At 64.1% G+C, this 20,177-nt stretch carries 16 protein-coding genes; 8 read left to right on the top strand and 8 right to left on the bottom strand.

The window, feature by feature from the left end:
• Positions 1–5 precede the first annotated feature (5 nt).
• Positions 6–1,001, bottom strand: coding sequence for a tetratricopeptide repeat protein (locus FYJ91_RS19175; RefSeq protein ID WP_149523934.1), 996 nt, complete (start codon positions 999–1,001; stop codon positions 6–8).
• Positions 1,002–1,155: 154 nt separating this feature from the next.
• On the opposite strand from FYJ91_RS19175, the gene FYJ91_RS19170 reads away from it, so the two are divergent.
• From FYJ91_RS19170 to FYJ91_RS19150, 5 genes are all read left to right on the top strand, one after another.
• A complete protein-coding gene (locus tag FYJ91_RS19170; protein ID WP_149523933.1) occupies positions 1,156–3,636 on the top strand; it encodes a cyclic nucleotide-binding domain-containing protein in 2,481 nt (826 codons plus the stop codon).
• A 3-nt stretch (positions 3,637–3,639) separates the two neighbouring features.
• The gene (locus FYJ91_RS19165) at positions 3,640–4,521 is read left to right on the top strand and encodes a hypothetical protein (protein WP_149523932.1); all 882 of its coding nucleotides are present in this window, start codon (positions 3,640–3,642) and stop codon (positions 4,519–4,521) included.
• Positions 4,522–4,531: 10 nt separating this feature from the next.
• Positions 4,532–6,379 carry a cytochrome c3 family protein gene (locus FYJ91_RS19160; protein ID WP_149523931.1) on the top strand — a complete coding sequence of 616 codons (1,848 nt, stop codon included), beginning with the start codon at positions 4,532–4,534 and terminating at the stop codon, positions 6,377–6,379.
• A gap of 170 nt (positions 6,380–6,549) precedes the next feature.
• A complete protein-coding gene (locus FYJ91_RS19155) occupies positions 6,550–7,446 on the top strand; it encodes a phosphodiesterase (protein ID WP_149523930.1) in 897 nt (298 codons plus the stop codon).
• 156 nt (positions 7,447–7,602) lie between these two features.
• On the top strand, positions 7,603–8,130 hold the full coding sequence (locus tag FYJ91_RS19150) for a hypothetical protein (protein WP_149523929.1): 528 nt from the start codon (positions 7,603–7,605) through the stop codon (positions 8,128–8,130).
• A 716-nt stretch (positions 8,131–8,846) separates the two neighbouring features.
• On the opposite strand, the gene FYJ91_RS19145 is transcribed toward FYJ91_RS19150, so the two are convergent.
• Complete coding sequence (locus FYJ91_RS19145; protein ID WP_149523928.1) at positions 8,847–10,292, bottom strand: glycosyltransferase family 2 protein; 1,446 nt, start codon at positions 10,290–10,292, stop codon at positions 8,847–8,849.
• A 119-nt stretch (positions 10,293–10,411) separates the two neighbouring features.
• Here FYJ91_RS19145 and FYJ91_RS19140 point away from each other — a divergent pair, with 119 nt between their 5' ends.
• Together FYJ91_RS19140 and folE are read left to right on the top strand one after the other, a co-directional pair.
• Positions 10,412–10,987, top strand: a complete 576-nt coding sequence (locus FYJ91_RS19140; protein ID WP_149523927.1) for a cytochrome b — start codon at positions 10,412–10,414, stop codon at positions 10,985–10,987.
• A 130-nt stretch (positions 10,988–11,117) separates the two neighbouring features.
• Positions 11,118–11,732 (top strand): GTP cyclohydrolase I FolE, encoded by a 615-nt coding sequence (gene folE, locus FYJ91_RS19135; RefSeq protein WP_149523926.1) that lies wholly within the window; start codon positions 11,118–11,120, stop codon positions 11,730–11,732.
• 110 nt (positions 11,733–11,842) lie between these two features.
• On the opposite strand, the gene FYJ91_RS19130 is transcribed toward folE, so the two are convergent.
• From FYJ91_RS19130 to FYJ91_RS19105, 6 genes are all read right to left on the bottom strand, one after another.
• Positions 11,843–13,033, bottom strand: coding sequence for a thiolase family protein (locus FYJ91_RS19130; protein WP_149523925.1), 1,191 nt, complete (start codon positions 13,031–13,033; stop codon positions 11,843–11,845).
• Between the two features lie 36 nt (positions 13,034–13,069).
• Positions 13,070–14,305, bottom strand: coding sequence for an NAD(P)/FAD-dependent oxidoreductase (locus FYJ91_RS19125; RefSeq protein WP_149523924.1), 1,236 nt, complete (start codon positions 14,303–14,305; stop codon positions 13,070–13,072).
• A gap of 156 nt (positions 14,306–14,461) precedes the next feature.
• On the bottom strand, positions 14,462–15,415 hold the full coding sequence (locus tag FYJ91_RS19120) for an acyl-CoA dehydrogenase family protein (protein WP_149523923.1): 954 nt from the start codon (positions 15,413–15,415) through the stop codon (positions 14,462–14,464).
• Positions 15,412–16,566, bottom strand: a complete 1,155-nt coding sequence (locus FYJ91_RS19115; protein ID WP_149523922.1) for an acyl-CoA dehydrogenase family protein — start codon at positions 16,564–16,566, stop codon at positions 15,412–15,414. Before FYJ91_RS19115 ends, FYJ91_RS19120 begins: the two co-directional genes overlap by 4 nt.
• On the bottom strand, positions 16,563–18,008 hold the full coding sequence (locus tag FYJ91_RS19110; RefSeq protein WP_149523921.1) for a class I adenylate-forming enzyme family protein: 1,446 nt from the start codon (positions 18,006–18,008) through the stop codon (positions 16,563–16,565). Before FYJ91_RS19110 ends, FYJ91_RS19115 begins: the two co-directional genes overlap by 4 nt.
• Positions 18,009–18,014: 6 nt before the next feature.
• Positions 18,015–18,812 (bottom strand): enoyl-CoA hydratase/isomerase family protein, encoded by a 798-nt coding sequence (locus FYJ91_RS19105; RefSeq protein WP_246152748.1) that lies wholly within the window; start codon positions 18,810–18,812, stop codon positions 18,015–18,017.
• A gap of 118 nt (positions 18,813–18,930) precedes the next feature.
• On the opposite strand from FYJ91_RS19105, the gene FYJ91_RS19100 reads away from it, so the two are divergent.
• Positions 18,931–20,166, top strand: a complete 1,236-nt coding sequence (locus FYJ91_RS19100) for an FAS1-like dehydratase domain-containing protein (protein WP_149523920.1) — start codon at positions 18,931–18,933, stop codon at positions 20,164–20,166.
• The last annotated feature ends 11 nt before the right edge of the window (positions 20,167–20,177 follow it).

The raw sequence follows: 20,177 nt of genomic DNA, 5'->3' as shown, positions 1-20,177 counted from the left end.
AGGCGCTATTGCACCCCCAGCGCCTTCGCCGCTTCGTCGATCCGCGCCTGTTCGGCCTTGTCGCCCGCGAAGGCGGCCTTGCCGTCCGCCAGTGCTTTGCGTGCCTTATCTGGTTCGTTCAGCACCATCCGCGCACGCATCAGGAATATCCAGCCCTTGCTGTCGCGCGGATTGCTGGCCAGCCGGGCCTCCAGCTTGCCGACCATGCCGGCAATCATCTCGTTCTGCTGGCCGGTCGTCATGCCGGCCGCCGCCTGCATGTCCCCGGCGCTGGGCCCCGGAATACCGTCGGTCGCGACCTGTGCGCCCGATCCGGTCACCGGCATGCCGCCCATGCCGCCGCCGACATCGGCCATCGGCGCGATGCGCTTGGGCGGAACGCGGCCGGCGACGTCGATATTGTGTTCCTTCGAAGCCTTGGCGATCAGATCGCGGACCGCATCCTCCCACGGCGCGCCGGCGGGGGCTTCCTTTACCAGCGCGATCCAGTCGTCGATCGCTTCCTGGTGCTTGCCGTCCTGATCCTTCTTCACACCCATGAAGTAGCGGGCGCGAAAATCCTTGGGATCGATCGCCAGCGCCTTGCCAAACGCCTCGACCGCCTTGGGGGTGATACCGCCGGGGCCGGCCAGCACCTCGACCTCGCCAAGCGCCGACCAGTAGGTCGCGTTCCTGGGATCGATCTTGATCGCGCGACCATAAGCGGTGGCCGCGTCGGCATAGCGCCCGGTCGAGTAATAAGACCAGCCGAGCATGTTCCAGCCTTCGGCATCATCGGGATTCGACTGGAGTCGTTTCTCCAGCGACGCGATCATCGAAGCGACGTCGGCAACCGGCCCTGCGGGCGCCGAAGAATCGGCCGTCGGCTCCGGATTGGCGGATTTATACTTGCGATATTGGGTGATTCCGACCGCAACGACAGCGATCAGCGCCGCCAACAGCAGTGCTACGCGCCCAAAAGACAGGGTGAAGCGCGGTTTTGCCGGCTCGCTGTTGTTCAAGGCGATTCTCCAAATTATAGAAACGACAGGCTTCGTCTTCGCATGTGCAATCAAAGTCTAGCGCAACGTAGCGAAGCTGATAAAGTGATGTCTGGGCTCGCTTAATAGTGAATCGTTGATCGGGGACGGATCGATGACGAACTGAGCGGGCCGGATGCCGGGCAGGGCGTCCGCGAACAGGGCAGGGGGGACAGTGAGCGAAATCTTCCGCATCGCCATCGTGGGCTCGGGTCCGGCTGGCCTGAGTGCTGCGGCGCATGCCGCAAAGCTCGGCATTTCGCATATCCTTCTCGAAAAGACCGATCACCTTTCCGATACGATCTACAAGTATCAGAAGGGCAAGCACGTCATGGCGACGCCCAACCAGCTCATCTTGCGGGCCGACGTCGATTTCGACGCGGGCAAGCGCGAGACCATTCTGGGCATCTGGGATAAGCAGGCCGCCGAGCAGAAGGTCAATGTCCGCCTCAAGAGCGAGGTGAAGGCCATCACCGGTCAAAAGGGCGATTTCACGATCGCGCTGACCGACAAGACTGAGATCAAGGCCGAGAACGTCATCCTGGCGATCGGCACGCAGGGGAACCCCAACCTGGTCCGTTGCCCCGGCGGCGACATGGATCATGTCCAATATCAGCTCGACGATCCCGGCGAATATGTCGACGAACATATCACCGTCATCGGTTCGGGCGATGCGGGCATCGAAAATGCGCTGGGCCTCGCGGCCGATGCGGCGCAGGGCAACGTCGTTACCATCCTCAATCGCGGCGCGGATTTCTCGAAGGCGAAGGGCGCGAACGTCAAGCTGCTGATGGCGGCGGCGGACGAGGGGCGCGTCAACGTGATGACCGATACCTCGCCCAACCGGATCGAGCGCGGCTTCCTCGTTCTCGACACGCGCGATGGCGAGGCGAAGATCGCGTGCGATCGCATCATCGCGCGCATGGGATCGGCCGCGCCGCGCAAGTTCATCGAGAGCTGCGGTATCCAGTTCACGAGTGAGGATCGCGAAGCCTTCCCGAAGCTGTCGCCGTCGTTCGAAACGACCAACGCGGGCATCTTCGTGATCGGCGCGCTGGCGGGCTATCCGCTGATCAAGCACTGCATGAACCAGGGCTATGACGCCGTCGAATTCATCAACGGCAATGTCGGCCTGAAGCCTGCCGACGAGCCGATCCTGGCCGCCAAGTTCGCCAATCTGCCGATCAAGAAGTCGGTCGACGAATGGCTCGAGTTCATTCGCAACAATGTGCTGATCCTGAGCGACCTTTCGCCGCTGCAGATGCGCGAGTTCATGCTCGATTCCGAAGTGCGCTTCTACAAGACGAACGATATCGTCTTCGAAAAGAACGCGCCGGGTTCGTCGCTGTTCGGCATCGCGCAGGGCAAGGTCGACATTCCGCTGCCCGATGGCCGTTCGACCGGCATCGTCATTCCGGGCGGATCGATCTTCGGTGAAGTCGGCCTGGTTTCGGGCCGCCGCCGCGGTTCGACGATCCGCGCGATCGCCGATACCGTCGTGGTCGAAATCCCGCGCAACGCGATCCTGAAGCTGATGGGGTCGGTGCCGGCTGTGAAACGCGCGGTGACGCGCATCTCGACCGAGCGCCAGCTGCTGCAGATGTTCCAGTCGGGCATCACGCCGAGCGACCTGGCCGAAGTGCTGGAAACCGCGGAGATCCAGTCGGTCCGCGCGGGCCAGGCGATCTTCAAGCAGGGCGATCCGGGCGACGACGTGTTCGTGATCCGATCGGGATCGATGGTCGTGGAGAAGACGATCGGCGGCAAGCCGGTCTTCCTGTCCTATCTTCCTGCCGGCAATTATGTCGGCGAACTCGAACTGTTCGACAACGGCATCCGCAAGCAGACGGTGCGCGCGGCGGTGAAGTCCGAAGTCATCAAGCTCAATGGCCAGGCGTTTCGCCGCCTGCTCGAAAAGAAACCCGATTTCGGTACCAAGGCCCGCAACGCGATGGGCGAGCGGATCGATCTCGCCTCCTATATCGAGGCGAAGAAGGACAGCTTCTCCAGCGTCGTCGATATGTATTCGAACGTCGCGAACTTCCTGGTCGACAATGGCGTCGGCGAGGCGACCGACGTGCTGCTGATCGATGAGAATCTGTGCGTCGGCTGCGACAATTGCGAGAAGGCTTGCGCCGACAGCCATGACGGCATCTCGCGGCTCGATCGCGAGGCGGGGCGCACCTTTGCGCATCTCCACGTGCCGACCAGCTGCCGCCACTGCGAGAACCCGCACTGCATGGCCGATTGCCCGCCCACCGCGATCCACCGCGGGCAGGACGGCGAAGTCTATATCGACGAAACATGCATCGGCTGCGGAAACTGCCAGCGCAATTGCCCCTACGGCGTGATCCGCATGGAAAAGGAGCCGCCCAAGAAGCCAAGTCTGTGGACATGGTTCCTGTTCGGCAAGGGGCCGGGGCCGGGCGAGCCCAGCCATGATTGGGCCTATAAGAACGCCAAGGGCGAAAAGGCCAAGCGCGCGGTTAAGTGCGACATGTGTTCGGGAATCGAGGGCGGGCCAAGCTGCGTGCGCGCCTGCCCGACCGGCGCCGCGATCCGCGTCGCACCCGAAGAGTTCCTGACGGTCGCCCGTCTCGAACGCGGCGAGGCCTAAGTCATGGCGAGCAAGGCTGACCGGCAGAAGACCACGGGTCGCACCCGCCATTCGGACCACGAAAGCTTCCTGCGCTATCGCGGTTTCCTGTGGCTCAAGATCGCGTTCGCGGCCTCGTTTCTCGCGATCCTTCTTTACGGCTTCAACCATGTCGAGCCGCGCGCCAATGGCGGTAGCGCCTATGGCTATATCATGGGCACGATTGGCGCGGGCCTGATCCTGTGGCTGACATTGCTCGGCGCGCGCAAGCGCACGATCACGCCGGGACGCTGGTCGCTCAAGGCGTGGACCTCGGCGCACGTCTATCTGGGGCTTGCGCTGATCGTCATCGCGACGCTCCACACCGGTTTTCAATTCGGGTGGAATGTCCACACGCTCGCTTATGCGCTGATGATGTTCGTGATCATCTCCGGCATCTTCGGCATCACCGCTTATTCGCTGGTCCCGCAGGAGCTGTCCGCGAACCGTGGTGAGACGACCCAGGTGCAGATGCTCGACAATCTGCGCATGCTCGATCGTCAGATCCACGATGCCGCCCAGCCGCTCAACCATGACGAAGCGGAAATGGTGCAATATTCGCTGAACGACGATCCGTTCGCGGGCGGGCTGATCGCGCGGCTTTCGGGCAATTATCCCAAGTGCGGGACCAAGAAGGCGCTCGATCTGATCCGCGCCGCACCGGGCCGTGAAAGCGGTTACGGGAATGACGCCCTCGACCAGGTCGAAACGCTGCTCGAACGCAAGCGATCGTCGCTGTCGCGGATCCGAAAGCACTTGCGATTGAAGGCTTTGCTGGAGGTGTGGCTGTACATCCATGTACCGCTGACCTTCGCGCTGATCGCGGCGCTGTTCGTCCATATCTTCGCCGTCTTCTACTACTGGTGAGCGCGAGATCATGAGCTTCATCGTCCGCAAGCTTGCGCGCACCGCCGATGGCCGAGAAATCGTCCGTTCGAAGAGCTATAACCGTCCGCAGCTGACCGTGGGTCGCGGGACCGACAGCGACATTCACCTGCCGGATCTGGCGGTGACGCTGCACCACGCGATGATCCGGCTGGTCGGCAACGGCCAGGTCGAGATTTCGGCGACCGCGGGTCTCCCCGTCGTCGTCGACGGCAACCAGACCGAACATGTCACCGTCAACGCGATCGGCGGCGCCGACGTCCGCATCGGATCGCACGATATCCGCGTGTCGGCGGGCGACGGCGACGAGGCCGGACAGGTCATCCTGACGGTCGAGCGCGTCGGCGCGATCTCCAATTCGTCCGAGGCGAAGGAGGAGGTCAAGGTCTTCTCGCTCGCATCGGTCATTCCGGGCAAGCGCCCGCTGGCCTGGACCTTCGTCATCGCCGTGCTGGCGATCTTCCTCGCATGGCCGCTGGTCGCGAGCTTCCAGCGCAGCGATCCCGATCCGGGTGCCGCACGGCCGAAGAGCTTCCATGCCGATCAGATGTGGTCTTCGGGCGCGCTGTCGCAGGTCCACAAGGGGCTGGAGAATGATTGCCGCGCCTGCCACGTCAATGGCGGCTCCTCGGTCAAGGACGAAGCCTGCGCGACGTGCCACACCGCGGTTCATGACCATGCCGATCCGGCGCGCCTGCAGGTCGCGATGGGCAAGGGCGGGATCGAAACGCGCTTCAAGCGTACCGTCAACGGGCTGTTCAACCGTCCGCCGGGTCGCTGCGTCGAATGCCATACCGAGCATGAGGGCGCGACAGCGATGCCCGCGACCGACGAACGCTTCTGCACCAATTGCCACAAGGACATGAAGGGCCGCCTGACCGACACCAAGCTGGCCGACGCGGCCGACTTCGGGGACGATCACCCGCAGTTCATGCCCACCCTGCGCATGGTGAGCGCAGCGGGCGTGCCCAGCGCGGCGCGCGTGTCGCTCGACGGCAAGCCGACCGAGAATAACGGGCTGAAATTCCCGCACGATGTCCACCTGTCGGCGACGAACGGTATCGCCCAGATGGCCAAGATGCTGGGCAAGGGCGAAGGCTATGGCCAGCCGCTCCAGTGCGCCAACTGCCATCGCCGCGATGCCACGGGCAGCAGCTTTGTCGCTGTGGATATGGAGGCCGATTGCCAGGCGTGCCACTCGCTCGATTTCGATGCGGTCGGCGGCACGATCCGCACGTTGCGCCATGGCGATCCGGCGCAGGTCGTCGCCGACATCCGCGCCTTCTATTCGTCGGGTGGTCAGTATCGCGCGGCCGCGACTCAAGGCATGGAGCGCCGCCGTCCGGGGGCGTTCACGAACCGTGCGGTTGCGGTCGACTATGCGCAGGGCCAGGTCGGACGCGGCGGAACGGCGGACAGCGCGATCCGCGCGGTCTTCTCGCCCGGCGGCGCCTGCTTCGACTGCCATGTCGTGAAGCCGACCGGCAATGCGCGCGTGCCCTTCGCGGTGGCGCCGGTGGCGCTGACGAAGCGCTACATGATGAAGGGCTGGTTCGATCACGCCGCGCACGACACCGAAAGGTGCGAGAGCTGCCACGCGGTCAAGACGTCGAAGCTTTCGAGCGACGTCAACCTGCCGAAGATCGCCCGCTGCCAGGATTGTCACGGCGGGCAGGATGCGCACAAGCAGGTGCCGTCGTCCTGCGCGATGTGCCATGATTATCACCGCAACGATTTCGCGCCGCTGATGGTGCGGAGCGGCAAGGTGCGCGGCAAGGCCGCCCAGCGACTCGACGACAAAAGCAACGAGCGCGCGGCCGGAAGTGACGACCCAAGTTGAAACCAGATCGTTTCGGCTTTCGTATTAGGTCGAATCGACGTTAAGCCTTGTTAAGTGTGTCGTGTGTCACAGCGGGCGCAATGGGGACATGTTGATCTCCCCATGCGTCCTGAAGGGGGACGTAAAGGACCGCCGGTCCGTCAGCCGGCCGCAGACATGGGATCGACCCGATGCTGATTGCCCAGCTCACCGACCTCCATCTCGGCTTCGAGATCGATGCGCCCGACGAACTCAACCGCCGCCGGCTCGATCAGGCGATCGCCTGGCTCGGCAATCTGACGGTGAAGCCGGACATGCTGTTCCTGACCGGCGACCTCGTCGATCGCGGCGATGTCGCGAGTTATGAGCGGCTGCGCGACGCGATCGAGCCGTGTGGCTTTCCCGTCTATCTGTGCGTCGGCAATCACGATGATCGTGCGGCGATGGCGCATGTCTTCCCGCATATTCCGCGCCCCGATGGCTTCGTCCAATATGTGATCGATACCGATCCGGTGCGCTTCATCGTCATCGACACGCTGGGCGAGGATGGCCATCATGGCGGCGTCTTCTGCGAGACGCGCGCCGCGTGGCTGCGCGCGCGCCTGGCGGAGACTGGCACCAAGCCGGTGATGATCGTGCTGCACCATCCACCCGTCGAGACGGGCATTCCGTGGATGTCGCCGGTGCCTGACGCGCGCTGGATCCAGACGCTCGACGCCGCGATCGGCGATCATCCGAACGTCACGATGATCTGCGGCCATATCCATCGTTCGGTCAGCACCCGGTGGAAAGGGCGCCAGCTTGCCATTTCGCCGTCGACCGCGCCGCAGGTCGCGCTCGATATGTCGCCGATCGATCCGGACCGCCCTGATGACCGCGCGATGATCGTCGCCGAAGCCCCCGGCGCCGCCCTCCACCTGTGGACCGGTGACGCGTTCGTCACGCACCATAATGCAGTGGCCGATCCGCTGGTTCTCGCGCGCTATGATGGGCGCTTCCAGCCTGTCGTCCGCCACCTCCACGACGAGAATCTGGAGGAACTGGGGCAGGGGGGTACCGCCCCTTTCAGGGTGGCGGCGGCCGGATAACGCCAGGGCAGGGATGAAGCCAAAGCTCGCCTCGGCGCTTGCGGTGCCTTCGCGACCTCCTTCTCGATGATCCCGCTCAGGTCGCAGATTCATCTGAGCCGACTGTCCGGATGCGCCCCACTAGCGGCCGGTCTGCTATGATGGCATGCCTGTCGAGTGAAGCACGTCCTTCCCTTCATTGTGGTCGTTTCGCTGTTGGGGTCGCAACCCGCGACGGCGGCCACCACTCTCTGCGACGTGATTAGAAGCTTCGAGACAGCGGTTCCCGCAAAGATCGACAATCCTCGCGAGCGGCGTTGGATTGAGTTTCATTGGGGCTTTGACCATTCGCCCGGCACGATATGGTCTTGGGGATGTCAGCATTCGACCCAAGCTATCGCTAGTCAAACATGCGGATGGCTCAAAGATAATACCAATCAAGAGTTTGCGATGATGTTGCCGCACGGCATCATGGCTTGCTACGGCTATCGCTTTCCAGCTCACGCCAATACCGATTGGTCTGAATTAAAGGGAACGATCGCGCTGCACGGCCGGAATGGGAATCGCTTACTTCTCGATCTCAACTACCGCGACCTGCCACTCGGGGAGGTCGCTATGAGGCTCGCCGTCGAACATGAAAATGGCGACTACATACCGGAAGAATTGCCAGCGATTGCGACCATGCCGGTGACCAAGACCGAATAGGTTTTGTGCTGAACGACTGCTTCCCACCCCAAAGGCGACGTTCCCAACCCGTCACCCCGGGCGTGTTCCGGGGTCACCAAGCCCAGTGCCTTCTCGGTTTGCGCTTACCTCCCGATGGACCCCGTAACACGTCTGGCGATGGAGGGGTGCTTGCGCACCCCATCTGTGCGTTGAAGCGCGGTCCCGATAGCAGCCCAATATGGGTTCACGACTTGGCTTGCCAATCGAATGCTTAGTCCACGCCCACTCCTTCGGGCTTGACAATGTTCACTATTTGTTCTAAACAGCGTCGTTTCGAAGTTTCAGAGGTCGAGTCGATCCCTTCGCCAAAGGGCTGATGACCGATCTGCATTGGGGGATGCCATGAACCGCGCTGACGAAGTCATGATCGAAATCCTCGCGGCTCGATCGTCGCAGCGCTCGTCCGGGGTGCCGCAGGATGGACGCCTCTCCCCATCTCGTCATTGCGAGGAGCCGCAGGCGACGCGGCAATCCAGGCCCGCACTTGAGATGGTCGCAAACCACGCCGGGTTCGGGCCTGGATTGCTTCGCTCCGCTCGCAATGACGAGGTGAGGGGTGAAGCAGCCATCCGAGCTGGGACTGGAGAGAAAGTGCTGTTTTAGCAGCGAAAATCCAAAGGCCACAAAAGCCACGACCATTGTGGCCTTTGCCCTTCACTCCAACGCCAACGCCAACGCCAACGTCAACGCCATCGTCACTGCCGCGCGAGCAGCCCGCGCCGTTTCTGGCTTCCCCAGGTCGAACGGCCCGTCAGGAACGCGATCCAGCCCCATGCTGCGCCGACATGGCGCAGCAGCTGGAACGTGAAGGGTTCGATCAGCGAGGTGAGCAGGATGCGCGCGCTGCCTTCGGGAACCAACCCGCCCGACCAGCGCCGGTAGAGGCGGATCGACCAGAAGTGGAAGCTGAGATCGAGCACGACCTTCGCCAGCATCACACCCAGGATCGGCAGGACCAGCACGAAGCGGCCTGTCGCGACGAAGCCGACCAGCAGGGCGAAGGCGGCGAGGCCGTAGAGCGGCTGTACGGTATCGAGCGCCTTGACCGGGAGCATCATCGTGCCCAGCCGCCCGAAACGCTGCGATCCGACCATGTCGCGGTTCCAATATTGCGTCTGCAGGAAGCCGCCGAACCAGCGCCGCCGCTGCCGCAGGAAGGGGATCAGGCGCGCGGGTGCGTCGGTCTGCGCGCGGGCCTCGCCCAGCACCCGGACCGTCCAGCCCAGATCATTGTCGCACGACCAGCGGTGAAGCCGGTGGATCAGCTCATAATCCTCGACCATGCAGTCGGGATCGAAGCCGCCGACCGCGACCACCGCGTCGCGCCGGAAACCGGCAAACGCGCCCGAGATCAGGAGCAGCCCGTTCACCTGCATCCACGCGAAGCGCGAGATGAAGTTGCGGACATATTCGTAGGTCTGGAACCATTCGAAGATGCGGCCGGTGATGCTGTGGTCGCAGATCGGCGCGAGCAATCCGGTTGCCGCCACCAAGTCTGGCTCGCGGCGGAAGGCGGCGCGCATCGCGGCGATCGCATCGGGCAGCAGGATCGTGTCGGCATCGACCGTCAGCACGATGTCGCTGTCGATCTTTTCGAGGACGGCGTTCAGCGCGCCGGCCTTTCCTGCCTGTTCGACACGCAACCAGCGCACCGACGGCATGACGGGCGAAATCGCGATGTCGCCATAAGGCGCCGGGGCCAGTCCGAAGGCTTCGGCCAGGACAGCGGGGGTCGCGTCGGTCGATCCGTTGTCGGCGATCAGGATGATGTCGGGCGCTTCCGCCTGCGCGGCGAGAGCCTTGATGGTGGCGACCAGCACCGCCTGTTCATTGTGCGCGGCGAGCAGGACCGCCAGCGTTTCCGGCCGCTCGCGCGGTGGAGGGGGCGCGAGCATCTGCCGACGATGGAGCGACCAGGTCATCACCGCGACGAAGCCGAGCAGGAAGGTGTCGTAGCCGATATAGGCGATGCCCACGCTCCACGCGAACAGGCCCGTCTGCCGCCATGCCATATCCACCAGCACCGCGAGCAGCACCAATGCTCCGAGGTGGAGCAGGACGCTGATGGTCGTGAAAGGCGGGCGATTGAGGCGCGGCGAATAGGCCGCGAACCGGACGTCGAGCGGGGTCGGGGTAAGCATCGCCTGGGACGTATCCGAAAAATATGTTACGCGGCCGAACCGGGTGGCCGTTCGCGCCGGCTGCTCTATGATCCTTTTGCGAACCACCCGCAACTGCGCTTTCTGCCGGGGGCCGATCGATGCCGACGAACGACATGAACCTTCCCCGCTACACCAAGCCGGCGATCATTCTTCATTGGGTGATTGCGGTGCTGATGATCGGCAACCTGCTCGTCGGCCTGTTCTTCACGAAGCTGCCCGATGATTGGATCCGGCCGGTGCTCGATGCGCACAAGTCGACCGGCATCACGGTGCTCGGCCTCGTCCTGCTGCGCGTGCTGTGGCGGATCGGGCACAAGCCGCCACCCTTTTCGCACGGCATGGCCGCGTGGGAGCGGGTGGCCGCGCATGTCGCGCATTTCGGGCTTTACGTGTTCATGCTGCTGATGCCGCTGACCGGTTGGTTCATGGATTCGGCGTGGAAGGATGCCGACAGCCATCCGATGTTCTTCTTCGGCACGTTCGAATGGCCGCGCATCGGCCATTTCCTGAACATGCCGCTGGAGCAGAAGAATTACTGGCACGATCTTTTCGGCGCGATCCACCAATATGCGGGTTACGCGTTGTTCTGGCTGATCATCCTGCACGTCGCGGGTGCTCTGAAGCACCAGTTTATCGACCGCGAACCCGAGTTTCAGCGCATGTGGCCCCGCTGAGCGGGTTGAACGGGGTCTTTCGCTGACCCCTCCGATTTGGCGGAAGAGAAACAGTCGCGGATATTGGCGGGCTCCGATCCCCGCCTATATGCGTTCCGACACATTAGAAACGAAAGAAGGGCAGGACCGGATGTCGCTATGGGACGACGATGAAGAAGCGCTGGACACCAACGGCAAGCTGGTCGTTCCGGACGAGGTACAGAATGCCATCCGCACGCTGATCAAATGGTCGGGCGACGATCCCACCCGCGAGGGCTTGGTCGATACGCCGTCGCGCGTGGCGCGGGCGTGGCGCGAATATTGCCAGGGCTACAAGGAAGACCCGGCCCACCATCTGACCCGCACGTTTGAAGAAGTCGGCGGCTATGACGAGATCGTCCTGTTGAAGGACATCCCGTTCCAGTCGCATTGCGAGCATCACATGGCGCCGATCATCGGCCATGCGCACATCGCCTATCTTCCGCACCAGCGCGTCGTCGGCATCTCGAAGCTCGCGCGCGTGCTGCAGGGTTATGCGCGCCGGTTACAAATCCAGGAGCGGCTGACGGCGGAGATTGCCGATTGCATCTGGCAGCACCTCGAGCCCGTCGGCGTCGCGGTGGTGATCGAGGCAAGCCATGCGTGCATGACGGCACGCGGCGTGCGTACCCCCGGCGTTTCGATGACGACCAGCCGCATGATGGGCGTCTTCCGCGAGGATGAGCGCAGCCGCAAGGAAGTGCTCAGCCTGATGGGGTTCGAGTAAGCCTCATCCCGTCTAACTCGTCATTGCGAGCGTAGCGAAGCAATCCATTCCGAACTACGGAGTGGATTGCCGCGTCGCCTTCGGCTCCTCGCAATGACGAGTTGGGGAGGTTAGGCGGCCAACTCCACCGCCACGGCGGTGGCTTCGCCGCCACCTATGCACAGGCTCGCGACGCCCTTCGTGCCGCCGCGCGCCTTCAGGGCGGACAACAAGGTGGCGATGATGCGCGCGCCCGAGGCGCCGATCGGGTGGCCAAGGGCGGTCGCGCCGCCGTTGACGTTCAGCTTGTCGCTCGGAATGTCGAGTTCCCGCTGGGCGATCATCGCGACGACCGCGAAGGCTTCGTTGACCTCGAACAGATCGACGTCGCCGACCGACCAGCCCGCCTTGTCCAGAACCTTGCGGATCGCGGGGACCGGGGCGGTGGTGAACAGCCCGGGTTCGTGGGCGTGCGCGGCCTGCGCTACCACGCGGGCGACGATCGGCAGGCCCAGTTTCTTCGCGACGCTTTCGCGCGTCATCACCAGAGCCGCCGCACCGTCCGAGATCGACGAGGCATTGGCGGCCGTGACGGTGCCGTCCTTGACGAAGGCGGGCTTGAGGGTGGGGATCTTCTCTGGCTTGGCCTTGCCCGGCTGCTCGTCGGTGTCGACGATCGTGTCGCCGGCGCGGCCCTTGACCGTGACGGGCACGATCTCGCCTGCGAAGGCGCCGCTGGTGATCGCTTCGTTGGCGCGCGAGAGAGAGCGGAGCGCATATTCGTCCTGCGCTTCGCGGGTGAACTGGTAATCGCGCGCGGTATCGTCGGCGAATTCGCCCATCAGCTTGCCGGTGTAGGCATCCTCAAGCCCGTCGAGATACATGACGTCCTTGATCGCATCATGGCCCATGCGCGCGCCGCCGCGATGCTTGGTCATGATATAAGGCGCCTGCGACATGCTCTCCATGCCGCCCGCGACGACGATGTCGGCCGAACCGGCGGCGATCGCATCGGCCGCCATCATCGCGGCCTTCATGCCCGATCCGCACATCTTGTTGACCGTGGTCGCCTCGACCGAGAGCGGCAGGCCCGCGCCGACCGCCGCCTGACGCGCGGGCGCCTGCTTCAGCCCATGCGGCAGGACGCAGCCCATATAGATGCGATCGACCGCATCGCCCGATACGCCCGCGCGCTCGATCGCGGCTTTGACCGCGACAGCGCCGAGATCGGTCGCGCTGACAGTGGAAAGGGCGCCCTGAAAGCCACCCATCGGGGTGCGGGCGTAGCTGACGATGACGACGGGATCGGATGTGTTGCTCATGACAAGGATATGGTCATTCCGGAGGGGATTTGAAGATCAGGCGGCGGCCAGCATTTCCTTCAGCGGAACGCTGGCGTCGGCGAGCTTGTCGGGGGCGATCTGGGCGCCCGCGACGACCAGCGCCTTGCCCTGCACATAATCCTTCACGACGTTGACGCAGTCGAGCGCGATCACCTTGCCTTTGCGCAGATAGACGAGGGTGAAGGCGCGGGTCGCAGGATCGCCGCGCAGCACGGTCTGGTCGTAGCCGGTCGACAGGCCCACGGTCTGGAGACGCAGATCATATTGGTTCGACCAGAACCACGGCACCGCATGATAGGGTTCGGTGCCGCCCAGGATCGCCTTCACCGCAGTGGTCGCCTGATCATTGGCATTCTGGACCGATTCCAGTCGCATCGTGATGCCGTCGGCAAAGTCGTTCTTGTGGAGCGCGCAGTCGCCGATCGCCCAGATGTCGGGCAGCGAGGTGCGGCACAGCTCGTCGACCGCGACGCCATTGCCGCCCTCGGCTCCCGCCGCGATCAGCGGCTCGACCGCCGGAATGATGCCGATGCCGACGATCACCATGTCGGCGGGCAGGACGCTGCCGTCGGCCAGCCGAACGCCGGTCGCCTTGCCGCCCTTTTCCTCGATGCAGTCGACGGTGACGCCCAGGCGGACGTCGACGCCATGCGCGCGATGCTCGGCCTCGTAGAAGCGCGACAGCGGCTCGGCGGCGACGCGCGCGAGGACGCGATCGAGCGCTTCCAGCACTGTGACATGCTTGCCGAACTTGGAGAGGACGGCGGCCACCTCCAGGCCGATATAGCCGCCGCCGATCACGACGACCTTCTCGGTGGTCGCCAGTTCATCCACCATCCGATCGGCATCGGCGCGGGTGCGGACGCCGTGGACGCCCTTCAGGTCATGGCCCGAACAGACGAGCTTGCGCGGCGCGCCGCCGGTGGCCCAGATCAGCTTGCCATAACCGACCGTCGAACCATCTTCGAGCGTCAGCAGATGCGCCGTGGGATCGACCGTCGTCACCTTCTTGCTGGTCAGCATAGCGATGTTGCGATCTTCCCAGAAGGTCGCGGGACGGATCAGGATGCGATCGAAGGTCTTTTCGCCGGAGAAATAGTCCTTGGACAGCGGCGGCCGCTCATAGGGGATTTCCGGCTCTTCGCCGATCACGGCCACGCTGCCTTCGAACTTCTGCGTGCGCAGCTGCAGCGCGGCCTGCGCGCCGCCATGCCCTGCGCCCACGATCACGACATCATAGCTGGTGGTCATCGATATCCCCGAAATTCCGTTGGTGGCGATGTGCGGTCGAAGCGGCCACTTGTCCAGTTCTCACTCGTCATTGCGAGGCGGAGCCGAAGCAATCCAGTCCGCAGTTCGGGGTGGATTGCCACGTCGCCTTCGGCTCCTCGCAATGACGAGGAGAGGTCAAGCCAGGATGCGCTTGCGAACCTCGGCCTTGCTGGTGCCCAGCATCGAGATCAGGTGCGAACGCTTCAGGAAGAGGTGCGCGTCGCACTCCGCGGTGAAGCCCATGCCGCCGTGGATCTGGATGTTCTGCTTGGCATTGGCGAGCGCCGCTTCGCCCGCAAGCAGGCGTGCGCAGGCCACCTCGACCCCGTCGTCATTGCCACGGCCGAAGGTGACGGCCGTGTGGTAGCACTGCGTCTCCGCACCCGCCGCGCGCAGGGCGAGATCGGCGCACTGATGCTTGATCGCCTGGAACGCGCCGATCGGCTGGCCAAATTGCTCGCGGGTCTGGGCATATTCGACCGCCATGTCACGCGTCGCGCCTGCAAGGCCGGCCATATAGGTGGCGAGAAGCAGCGAAAGCCGCTCGGCCTCCGCGCCGCCCGACAGCGATGCCGAGGTCGAGACCTTCGCGACCGCGACCGTCTCGTCAATCAGCTCGACCGGCTCGGCAGTGCCCAGCGTATCGATCGCGACGAGCGCCACGCCACCCTGGCCGACCACGACCGCGTGGGTTGCGCCTTCGCCATCGATCAGGTGTGCGCCGCCGTCAAAGGCGTTGACGAAGGCCGCGCGTGCCTCACCGCTCATCAGTGCGGGACGGGTGGCGTCGTCGGCGAGGTGGACCGCGATCATCTGCGCGATGATCGAAGGTGAGGCGAGGTGGGCGCCGAGCGCCTTTGCGACGATCACTTCCTCAGGCAGGCCGTAGCCGATGCCGCCGCGTTCCTCCGCCAGACCCAGGCCGAACAGACCGAGTTCGGCGAGATCGTTCCAGATCGCGCGTTCGGCTGCGCCGCCGTGCGAATGGCTTTCGCGCAGGCGATCGACGGGCAGCTTGCCGGCCAGAAGGCCACGGATGCTGTCCTCGACGAGCTGCTGTTCCTCGGTGGGGGTGAGATTGACGATCATCGTGCGGAAGGTCCCTTGGGCAGGCCGAGCACACGCTCGCCAATGGCATTGCGGCGGATTTCATTGGTGCCGCCACCGATGCCCCATTTGAAGCATTCGAGATATTCGAGCGGATAGTCCGGATGGCCGCCGCGTTCGAGCGCGGCGGGGCCGAACAGCTCGAGCGCATAGCCGTTCACGCGGCGGGTCAGTTCGGCGAACTGCAGCGCGACGATATTGCCCTCTGCGCCCGGAACCGCCTCGCTCATCCCGCGTGAAATCTGCGCGACGGTGAGCGAGCGGAGCGCCGCGACTTCAGCCTTCAGCGTGGCGAGATCGGCGCCGGTCGCGTCGTCGAGCAACCCCTTGGCCTTGGCCTCGGCGATCATGTCGTCGGTGCGCTTCGAAAGCTCGATCTGGTGGGGAACGGTGCCGGTGCCGCGCTCGAAGCCCAGCGTCGTCATCGCGACTTTCCAGCCGCCATTCACTTCACCCACCACGTTCGACAGCGGGATGCGGACATCGTCGTAGAAGGTCTGCGCGAAGTGGGTCAGGCCCGACATGGCCTTGATCGGTCGCACTTCGACGCCTGGCGTCTCCATGTCGCAGATCACCCAGCTGATCCCCTTATGCCGTGGCAGATCGGGATCGGTGCGAACGAGCAGCTCCTGCTGCTTGGCAAGATGGCCGTAGGTCGTCCAGATCTTGGTGCCGTTGACGACCAGATGATCGCCATCGATCACCGCGCGGCACTTGAGCGCCGACAGATCGGACCCCGCGCTCGGCTCCGAAAAGCCCTGGCACCAATTCTCTTCGCCTTTCAGGATCGCGGGCAGGTAACGCTGCTTCTGCGCCTCGTTGCCCGAATTGATCAGGGTCGGGCCGGCATGGCTGAGGGCCACGAACATGCTGCCCGAAACCGGGCCGTTGGCGCGGGCATATTCCTCATGCCAGATCAGGGTTTCGAGCACCGAAGCGCCGCGCCCGCCATATTCCTTGGGCCAGCTGATGCCCGCCCAGCCGCCATCATATTGGCGGCGCTGCCACGCGAGATCGAAATCGCGCATCGCGGCGCCGTCATGCGGGCGGGGGTCTTTCGGGACATTGTCGGCAAGCCAGTCGCGGACTTCCTCACGGAAGGCGTCCAGCTCGGCGCTATCGATGATCTTCATTGGAAAAGAGCCTTAACCTCGGGCAGTGAAACCTTCATCGACGCATTGCGTGGCAGCGCGTCGACGATACGAAAATCGACCGGAACCTGATAGGCGACGAGCCGGTCCTTGAGCCAATCTTTGAGCGCGCCGGCATCGGCGCTCCGGCCGCGGCGCAGTTCGATCGCTGCGACCGGCACTTCGCCGAGGCGCACGTCGTCGATCCCGACAACGGCCGCATCGGCAATGGCAGGATGCTCGCGCAGCGTGGCGGCGACCTGATCGGGGACGATCTTGAACCCGCCCCGGTTGATCGCCCCGTCCGCGCGGCCGTGAAGGAAGAGGAATCCGTCCGCGTCCAGCGAGGCGAAATCGTTGGTACGGACGAAATCAGGTCCAATCCGCTCGACCTGCGCTTCAAGCAGGCCGACCTCGCCGGGGGGAAGCGCGATGCCGGTATCGCGATCGACGATGCGCAAAGTCGCGCCGGGGCTGGGCATGCCCGCGCTGCCGCGTTTTTCCGCGCCGAAGCGGCGATAGGCGTCGAGCGTCCAGTTGGCGATCACCCCGCCGAATTCGGTTGCGCCGAAGGCCGGGAGGGCGGGGATGCCGAACCGATTTTCGAACGCCACCTGCAACGCCTCATCGAGCTTGCCGCCGCCGACCGCGACGAGGCTGAGGCTGGAGAGCCATTCGGTCGGGATATCCGAATCGAGCAGCATGCGGACGCCCGCGGGGGGCACGGTGCCACGGCTCGGGCGATGATCGCGCACCGCCTCTGCCCAGGCGAGCGGATCGAAGCGTTCGAGGATCACGAGCCGCTGTCGCCAGACGAGCGGGGGCACCGCATAAGCCAGCCCTGCGATGTTGCCGAGCGGGTGGACCATGACCTGCGGCGCGGAAACTTCGGAGGTTCCCGCATAAGCCGACTTGGTGCCCGCAACGGCACCTGCGATCGTCGACCACGGCAGGCCGCTGCGGCGGGGGGCGCCGGTGGTGCCCGAGGACAGAAGTTCGAGGCCGATGTCGGGCATCGGCTCACGGAAAGGGCCGGGACCGCGCGGCGCGAGCGCCTCGACCGAGCCGTCACCGATCGCGATGGCCTGCGATCCGACCGATCGGGCGGCCGCCAGCGCCTCGGGCGTCCAGTCCTCGGCATCGGCTATGATAGCAGGGAGGCGCAGCGTCGCGATATCCGCCGCAATCCCTGCGGGCCTCTGTGCCGCGTAGATCATCGACGTCGTGCGCTGCGCCATCAGGGTGGCCGCGAAGGCGGCGATATGCTGCGGCCGGTTGCGCGCGACCAGTCCTACCGTGTGGGCATCGCCCAGCGCAGCGTCGAGCTTACTCGCAATATCCCGCACCCAATCCCAGCTGCGCCAGCGCCCGCCAAAGGCAAGCGCATCGTCCGCGCCGCCGCCGGAGACGGTGGCGCGGATCGCAGCTGGGAGGTCCAGCGTCATGGGCGCTTACTTGCCGGTGAAGACCGGCGTGCGTTTGTCGGCGAAGGCGTTGATCGCCTCGCGATGGTCGAGCGAGAGGTGCGACATCGTTTCGTAGCCGAGATGCGCCTCGATCATCGTGTCGAGCTTCTGGCGCAGGTCCATGTTGATCGACTTCTTGGTCAGCTTCACCGCGACCGCGGGCAGCGCGGCGATCGTCTCCGCAATCTCCTGCACGCGCGCGTCGAGCGCTTCGGCGGGGACGGCTTCGGTGATCAGGCCGATTTCGGCGGCTTCCTTACCGGTGATCGGCTTGCCGGTGAGCAGATAGAGCTTGGCGCGCGCATGGCCGATGATTGCGGGCCAGATCACCGCACCGCCATCGCCCGCCACCAGGCCGACATTGACGTGGGTGTCGGCGATTTTCGCGGTGTCCTTCGCGACGATGATGTCACTGAACAGAGCAAGCGTCGAACCCAGGCCGGTCGCGGCGCCGTTGACCTTGCAGATCAAAGGCTGCGGCAGATCGACGACGTTATAGAGGATCGCGCGCGCTTCGCGCATCGCTTCGAGCCAGCGGACATGATCGTCGAGCCGGTCGCGCATGTCGACGATGTCGCCGCCCGCCGAGAAGCAGCGGCCTTCGCCGGTCAGGATCACGACATTGCAGTCGGGATCGCGGCCGATCTCAGGAAAGGCGCGCTCCAGTTCCTGGTGCATCTGGGGGTTGGTGGCATTCATCACTTCGGGGCGATTGAGCGTGATCGTGACGATCTTGCCCTCGCGAGTGACCTTTATCGTCTCGTAACCCTCATAGACGTGCACGTCGGCATCTCCCTCGATTTGCCCCTTGTTGGGCCGCGCCGTAGCGGATATCGCGATAAAAGATATTACTCAATTGCGCTAGAGCGGTTTCAGACAGAACCGCCTGAGGGGACAAGTTATGGCGGACGACGGCCTGTTGCGGAACATGATCACTGACGAGTCGGTGGACCTGATGCGGCGACGGATCGGCTTCCCGAACCCTACACTGCGCACCGGTGCCATTGACGAGCCCTGGAACCTCAGCTGCACCGACGATGCAGTGCGCCGCTTCGCGATCTGCATCGGCGACGACAATCCGATGTTCGTCGATCCGGACTATGCGAAGGGCACGCGCTGGGGCGGCGTGATCGCGCCGCCGGCCTTCGAAAAGTCGATGGGGATCAATCGCAATCCGGTGATGGACCCGGAAGAAGCGAAGATCACGTCGAAGGCGTTGCGTGGTATTCAGCTATTTCATTCGGGCGGCGAGAATTTTTATTACGCTCCGATCATGGAGGGCACGAAGCTCTATCGCTCGCGCTTCGTGAAAGCGGTCGAGGACAAGCCGTCGGAATTTTCGGGTCGTTCCGTTATCGTCACCAACGGGCTGTGTCTGTGGGACCAGAATGACAAGGTGCTGGTCGACGGCGTCGACTGGTTCATCCACGCCGAACGCAAGAAGAAGAGCGGCGACGCCAAGGCGAAATATGCCAAGGAAGAGCCGGCTTCCTACACCGATGAGCAACTCGCCGAGATCGAGGCAGCCTATGACGCCGAATATCGCCGCGGGGCCGATACGTTGTATCTGGAGGACTGCACGGTCGGGCAGGAATTGCCCAGGATGGTCAAGGGGCCGCTGACGGTCACCGATCTGATCAACCTGCACATGGGCGCGGGCTGGCTGATCTACGGCAACTGGCCGAATCGTCTGGCGTACGAGAATCGCAAGAAGCTGCGCGGTTTCTACAGCCGCGACGAATATAACGCCTGGGATACGGTGCAGCGCGTCCATTGGGACAAGGAACTGGCCGACAAGGTGGGCGTGCGGATGATGTACGACATCGGCCCGGTGCGGCAGTTCCACATCTCCAACTTCCTGACTAATTTCGCGGGTGACGACAGCTTCATCCACCGCATCAAGTTCGAATTCCGCCGCTTCAACTATATCGGCGACGTGACCTGGATGACGGGCGAGATCACCGAAGTTTCGGTCGACGAGAAACTGGGGCCGAAGATCGAGGTGGCGCTGCGCGGTACCAACCAGCGCGGGATCGAGAATATCCGTGCGACCGCCACGATCCTGGTGGCGTCGAAGGCCCATGGTCCGGTAAAGTTGCCCGAGAGCCCGAAGCCTACGGAGCATCGGGCCAGATAGGACAGGGGAAG

The organism is Sphingomonas montanisoli, assembly GCF_008274695.1.
GTDB classification, from domain to species: Bacteria; Pseudomonadota; Alphaproteobacteria; order Sphingomonadales; family Sphingomonadaceae; genus Rhizorhabdus; species Rhizorhabdus montanisoli.
The sequence above is the reverse complement of the archived record's forward strand: the minus strand, read 5'-3'. Positions and strand labels throughout refer to the sequence as shown.